The following is a 6,000-nucleotide window of genomic DNA, read 5'->3' on the forward strand; positions in this document are numbered from 1 at the left end:
AAAGGACAACCATGAATATTCAAATCATCGTTAACGATACGCACCACGACAAATGCTTCCGCGAACTGGTTGACCAGCCAGTCACGGCCCTGCGCGGCATGACCGAGCAGCAGGCCACCGCTCTGCGCGACGCCTTCGGCATCAACACCATCGGTGAGCTCGCAGAACTCAAGGCCGTCAAATGGGCCCGTGCCATCCGCACCATGGCTTCGGCCGAGTCTGAGCCGAGCAGCAATGTCGCCAAAGAAGCCCTGATCGACGACGCCGTCGAGATGACCTTCCCGGCCAGCGACCCGGTGGCGATCGAATCCAGCATCACCCGCATCGAAGTGGCGCCGGAAAAGGTCGACGCCAGCTCGGATCACCAGGGCGCCGCCGCCATCGAGGCGCACAACCAGCAAACCATCGGTTCGAATGCACTTGGACCGGGCGGGGAGAAGACGGCCGGCGCGGCCTGATTTTCCGTTTGTTGTAGAGGCAGGCGCATCTGGAAACGGCTGCGCCTGTTTTTTTTGCGTACGTCATTCCCGCGCAAGCGGGAATCCATGCTGAGTATCAGAATTCTGTATATTGGATGAATTTCGGCGATTCCGGAGTACACGACTCCGGATATTCGGTATGGATTCCCGCCTGCGCGGGAATGACGTGCAGGCGGGAACGACGTTGGAAGATTCGGGAGTACCGCCTATTTAATTGATCAGCGATGCTGCGCCAGCTCCGCCGGTGCCGACGGCGAGTTCACCGGCGGTACGGAGGGCTTCACGGCCTGGGCCGCCTGGCGGGCCGCATTGCCGTTCGCGCAGTAGCGGTTCTTGCCGGCGCGCTTGGCTTCGTACAGGGCGTAGTCGGCGATGCTGATCAGGTCGGTAACGTTTTCGGCATCGTCCGGATACATGCTGATGCCGATGGATACATGCTGATGCCGATACTGGTCGACAGCTGCAGGGTCAGGTCGTTGATGAAGAAGGGCTCGGACAGCGCCTCGACCAGCTTGGCGGCCGGCCCCTGGGCGTCGCCCAGGCTGTGGATGTCGCCGAGCAGGACGATGAATTCGTCGCCGCCCAGGCGCGCCACCGTGTCTTCCTTGCGGGAATTGGACAGCAGGCGCTGCGACACCATCTTCAGGATCTCGTCGCCATAGGCGTGGCCGTAGGTGTCGTTGATCGCCTTGAAACCGTCCAGGTCCAGGTACATGACCGCCGCCTTGTGGTGGTTGCGGTTGGCGTGCTGCAGCGCGGTCTCGATGCGGTCTTCCAGCAGCCGGCGGTTGGGCAGGCCGGTGAGGGCGTCGTGCAGCGCCAGTTCCTGCTGGGCACGGCTGTACTGGGCCAGTTCCTTGTAGAGCAGGCGCACTTCGAGCATGTTATGGATGCGCTTGTGCACTTCCAGCAGATCGAAAGGTTTGCTGATGAAGTCGCGGGCGCCGGCTTCGAGGGCCGCGATCTTGAAACTCGGCTGGGCCGTCAGGGCCAATACCGGCAAATAACCGCCTTGTTCAATTTCCTTCAGTCCCTTCATCACCTGGAAACCATTCAGGCCAGGCATTTGCAGGTCGAGGAGGATCAGATCGTAGTTGTGTTCGCGATGCAATGGGCATACCTGCTCCGGCAGCATCGTCGAGCTGACGTCGGTGTAGCCTTCTTCCTTCAATATCTCCTCCATGAGTTCGATATTGTCGGGCGAATCGTCTACAACCAAAATCTTTGCGTTCAGAATGTCTTGGCGGCTGGGCATGCTTACTCTCGTCAAATCAAGGCTGACGGTCCGGACAGTATTGCTCCGAACCCACCTTACTACAACTTTTCACAGTCTAGCAAATGCCGCAGAATTTCTTGTAGGACAGCGCCGCGTGCGTTGGTAGGAACAGCAACACATGTTAGCGGACGCTATTTTGGCCCACGGCAGGCGCTGCCACACGGTGCACCAGCGGCGCCGTCGGGCCGACTACCGAGGCCACGGTCGCGATCAATTCGCTGGGCTCGACCGGTTTCGAAATATGCGCCGAGAACCCGGCTTCGAGCGCCCGCAGCCGGTCTTCCGAGCGGGCGAACGCGGTCAGCGCGATGGCCGGCACATGGCCGCCCTGTTCGCGCGGCAGGTGACGAATCCAGTCGAGCAGCTCGAAACCGTCGACGTCGGGCATGCCGAGGTCGCTGATCAGGAGATTCGGCGCCGTTTCCTGGAAGCGGGCAAAGGCTTCGCGCGCGCTGGCGGCCACGTGCACGCTCGCACCGCAATCGGTCAGGATGCGCTTGATCAGTTCGCGGTTGTCGCGGTCGTCGTCGACCACCAGGGCGTCGACGCCGTTGAGGTTGCGTACCGTCATGTCCGGCGTGCTCGGGTTCGGCAGGATCATCGCGGCGCGCGCGGAACGGGCCGGCGCCGGCTGCTGCTTGGTCAACGGCAATTCGATGGTGAAGCTGGCGCCGCGGCCTTCGCCGGGGCTCTCGGCGCGTACAGTGCCGCCATGCTGTTCGATCAATTGCTTGACGATGGCCAGACCCAGGCCCAGGCCGCCATGGCGGCGCGTCATCGAGGCGTCGGCCTGGCGGAAGCGCTCGAACACATGGGTGATGAACTCGGGCTTGATGCCGGCACCGTTGTCGCGCACGGTGATGACCACGTTGGCGTCGTTGCGCGCCAGGATGACTTCGACCAGGCCGTCGCGCGGGGTGAACTTGATCGCGTTCGACAACAGGTTCCACACCACCTGCTGCAGGCGCGCCGGATCGCCGGCGACCAGGCCCGGCTCGCCCGTGTAATGCTTCTCGATGCGGATGTTCTTGGCGTCGGCCGCCGGACGCACGGTTTCGACCGCGGCGTCGATGAAGCCGGTCGGGCCGATCACCTGCATGTCGAGCAGCACCTTGCCCGAGGTAATCCGGCTCATGTCCAGCAAGTCCTCGATCAGCTGGGCCTGGGCGCGGGCGTTGCGCTCGATGGTTTGCAAGCCCTTGGCCAGGTCGTTCTGGTCGCGTCCGCCGCGGCGCAGCACCTGGGCCCAGCCGAGAATCGCCGACAGCGGCGTGCGCAGCTCGTGCGACAGCGTGGCCAGGAACTCGTCCTTCATCTGGCTGGTACGTTCCGCCTCGGCGCGCGCCAGGCACTCGTTCTCGAGCAGCACCTTGCGCTCCTCGGCGGCGCGCTGGGCCGCCTCGTACAGGCGCGCATTGTCGATCGCGACCGCGGCCTGGGCGGCAATACCGCGCACGATGCGCTCGGTGCGTTCGGTGAATACGCCGGCTTCCGGATGGCCGAAGAACATGGTGCCCAGCACCTCGCCGGAATGCGCCACCACCGGCACCGCCAGGTAGCTGCGCACTGGCGGATGCCCGGCCGGCAGCCCGAACGGCGAGCGGCTCTGGAAACGCGGGTCCCTGGAGATGTCGTCGGCGCGGATCAGCCCCAGGTCCGGCACGCCCGGCCCGAACAGGGCGTTCGAGCCATGGTCGCCGAAGGGTTCGAATTCGACGGTGCTGGCGCCGGAGACCGTGTACAGCGAGAACAGCTTGTCCTCGCTGCCGTCGCGGCCGACATACAGGAAAGCGCCGTGGCGGGCGCCGGCGATACCGGTGGCGGCGTCGGTGGCGGCCTGCAGCAGCGCGTGCAGTTCGCGTGTGGAGGCGAGGGCGCTGCCGGTGCTGTTCAACAGCTCGAGCACGTGCGATTCGTCGCGCAGCGCCTGCTCGGCGCGCTTGACTTCGTCGACGTCGGTATTCGTGCCGAACCAGCGCACCACCCGTCCGTGACGGTCGCGTACCGGATTCACGCGCGTCAGGAACCAGCGGTATTTGCCGTCGGCGCCGCGGATCGGGTATTCCATCTCGAAAGGATCGCCGCTGCGCACGCTGGCCTGCCAGCGCTCCAGCACCAGCGGCAGCACGCTCGGTTCGCAGGTCGATTGCCAGCCCCAGCCGACCACCTGGTCGGGCGTGGTGCCGGTGTAGTCGAACCAGCGTTCGTTGAACCAGACGATGGCGCCGTCGGCCTGGGCCATCCAGGCCAGCTGGGGAATCGTGTTGGCCAGGGCGCGCAGCACTTCCTCGCTCTGGCGCAGGGTGTCTTCGGCGCTCTTGCGGGCGCTGATGTCCTGCACCACGCCGGTCATGCCGAGCACGCCTTCGCGGCGGGTCGGGTCGGCGTAGTCGGCGCGTCCGACCAGGGTCACCCAACGCGTCTCGCCATTCTCGCCGAGCAGGCGGCATTCCAGTTCGAGCTCGCTCTGGCCGGCAAAGGCCTGCAGCACGGCGCGGCGCACGGCTTCGCGGTCGTTCGGATCGAGGCGGGCACGCAGTTCGGTCCAGGCCAGCGGGATCTCGGCCGGCAGGCCGAAGATGGCGGCGGCGCGCTCGCCCAGGGTCAGGCGGTCGCTCGCGGCATCCCAGCGCCAATCGCCGAGGCCGCCGGCGGCCAGGGCCACCTGCAGGCGGCTGTTGCTGAGCAAGAGCGCCTGCTGGTCGGCCTTGCGGCGGTCGATGTCCTGGAAGTAGAGGGTCAGGCCGTCGGGCGTGGCGTGGGCGCGGACTTCGAACCAGCGCCGCAGCGCGGGGTAGAAGAATTCGAGCATCCCGGTCCGGTGCTCCTGCATGGCCTGGCGATACAGGGTTTCGAGCTGGGTGCCGTGCAGTTCGGGGAAGGCTTCCCACAGGTCGCGCCCGACCAGGTCGGTACGGGTGCGGGCCAGCGGCGCCAGCATGCTCAGCGCGCGGCCGTTGATATACGTAATGCGCCAGTCGTGATCGACGGCGCAGAAGCCGTCGCTCAGGCTCTCGAGCATGTTTTCCATGCGCTCGTTGGCGCGGCGCAGGGCTTCCCTGGCCTGGTTCAGATCGTCGCTCATCGCACCTCCCGTGCTGCGGCCGTGCCGGGCCGGCGCGGCGCGGTGGGGCGGTGGGTACTGCCGATGAAAGCGGGTCGAATCATGTTCCGTGGCTGTGGACGTGCATGAGGGCCTGCTGCGCGGGAGGCGCAGACGGTCCCGCCCTGCGTGCATGGCAAGCCGTCCACGAATAATAGCCCAGCCCAGGCGGTTTGATGCACACTGTTGCCCGCTTCAGGTGCGTGCCTGCTTCTGGCCCGACACTTTGTCGAGTGCGGCCTGGAGCTGGTCGAGTTCGTAGGGTTTTTGCAGCGACAAGTAGGGAAACTCGACATGGCGCAGCAGCGTATCGCCGTAGCCCGAGGCAAAGATCACCTGCATGGCCGGGGCATCGGCAACCGCCTTGCGCGCCAGTTCGACCCCCGACATGCCGGGCAGGCTGACGTCGGTGAACAGGACGTCGTAGCGGCCGGCCGCCAGCCGGGCCAGCGCATCGTCCGGGTGGCCCACGCCGTCGGCTTCGTGGCCGAAGGCGCGCAGCATCTCGCAGACCAGGTATTGGGAGTCGACATTGTCTTCCACCACCAGGATGCGCAGCGGCCCGGCCACGGTTTCTTCGACGGCGCCTTTCAGCCCGCTCGCCGGCGCCAGTACGCACAACACGCCGTCGACGTCGCCATTGGCGGAACGCAGCGGCGTGAAGTGCAGATCATGGGCGGCCTCGAGACCGGCGGCCGCGCCGGCAAAGCCGAAGGCGCGGGCGGCGGCAATCGCCGGCTCGCCGTTCCAGGCACGCTCGAGTTCGTTGACGGCCACCGCGAGCGGCGGCGGCATCACCGGCGGCACGTTGCCACCCGGGAGCTTGCCGTAGCCGGGGCCGGCAAGCGTCGCATAGGCCTCGTTGAACACCACCGTCATGTCGCGGCCCCACACCAGCAGCGCGGGCAGCGGCAGATTGAACAGGACATCGGCGCCGATCCGCAATGGCAGCGGCCATAGACCGGGGTCGCCGAGCCGGGTGGCAGACCAGTCGAAGGAGCTGGAGGAGCGGACGGATGGACCGGATTGGATCATGGCAGGATGTAAGTGTTGTTATCTAAACGAAAAGAACGAAATCCTACACCAAATCCGCGAGGGGAGCCCGCACGCACGCGCCTAACGGGACGGAAATGGCGCGGGCA

The 6,000-nt window shown here is 65.8% G+C and carries 3 protein-coding genes and 1 pseudogene; 1 reads left to right on the forward strand and 3 read right to left on the reverse strand.

Annotation, left to right across the window (positions count from 1 at the left end; genetic code table 11):
• Positions 1-11 precede the first annotated feature (11 nt).
• Entirely contained in the window at positions 12-458 is a 447-nt protein-coding gene (locus NX782_RS14145) for a hypothetical protein (RefSeq protein ID WP_258846113.1), read from the forward strand.
• Positions 459-697: 239 nt separating this feature from the next.
• Here NX782_RS14145 and NX782_RS14155 read toward each other — a convergent pair.
• The 3 genes and pseudogenes from NX782_RS14155 to NX782_RS14165 form a co-directional block, all read right to left on the reverse strand.
• Positions 698-1,734: pseudogene (locus NX782_RS14155) on the reverse strand (response regulator).
• Positions 1,735-1,876: 142 nt separating this feature from the next.
• Positions 1,877-4,840 (reverse strand): ATP-binding protein, encoded by a 2,964-nt coding sequence (locus NX782_RS14160; protein WP_258846115.1) that lies wholly within the window; start codon positions 4,838-4,840, stop codon positions 1,877-1,879.
• Between the two features lie 213 nt (positions 4,841-5,053).
• Positions 5,054-5,893 (reverse strand): response regulator, encoded by an 840-nt coding sequence (locus NX782_RS14165; RefSeq protein ID WP_258846116.1) that lies wholly within the window; start codon positions 5,891-5,893, stop codon positions 5,054-5,056.
• Positions 5,894-6,000 lie beyond the last annotated feature (107 nt).

The sequence above is a fragment of the Massilia norwichensis genome (assembly GCF_024753245.1).
GTDB classification, from domain to species: domain Bacteria; phylum Pseudomonadota; class Gammaproteobacteria; order Burkholderiales; family Burkholderiaceae_D; genus Telluria; species Telluria norwichensis.

Excerpts from the sequence above, each read along its gene's own strand:
- NX782_RS14145 (WP_258846113.1), top strand. The coding sequence starts at position 12 with ATGAATATTCAAATCATCGTTAACGATACGCACCACGACAAATGCTTC.
- NX782_RS14165 (WP_258846116.1), bottom strand. The coding sequence starts at position 5,893 with ATGATCCAATCCGGTCCATCCGTCCGCTCCTCCAGCTCCTTCGACTGG.
- NX782_RS14160 (WP_258846115.1), bottom strand. The coding sequence starts at position 4,840 with ATGAGCGACGATCTGAACCAGGCCAGGGAAGCCCTGCGCCGCGCCAAC.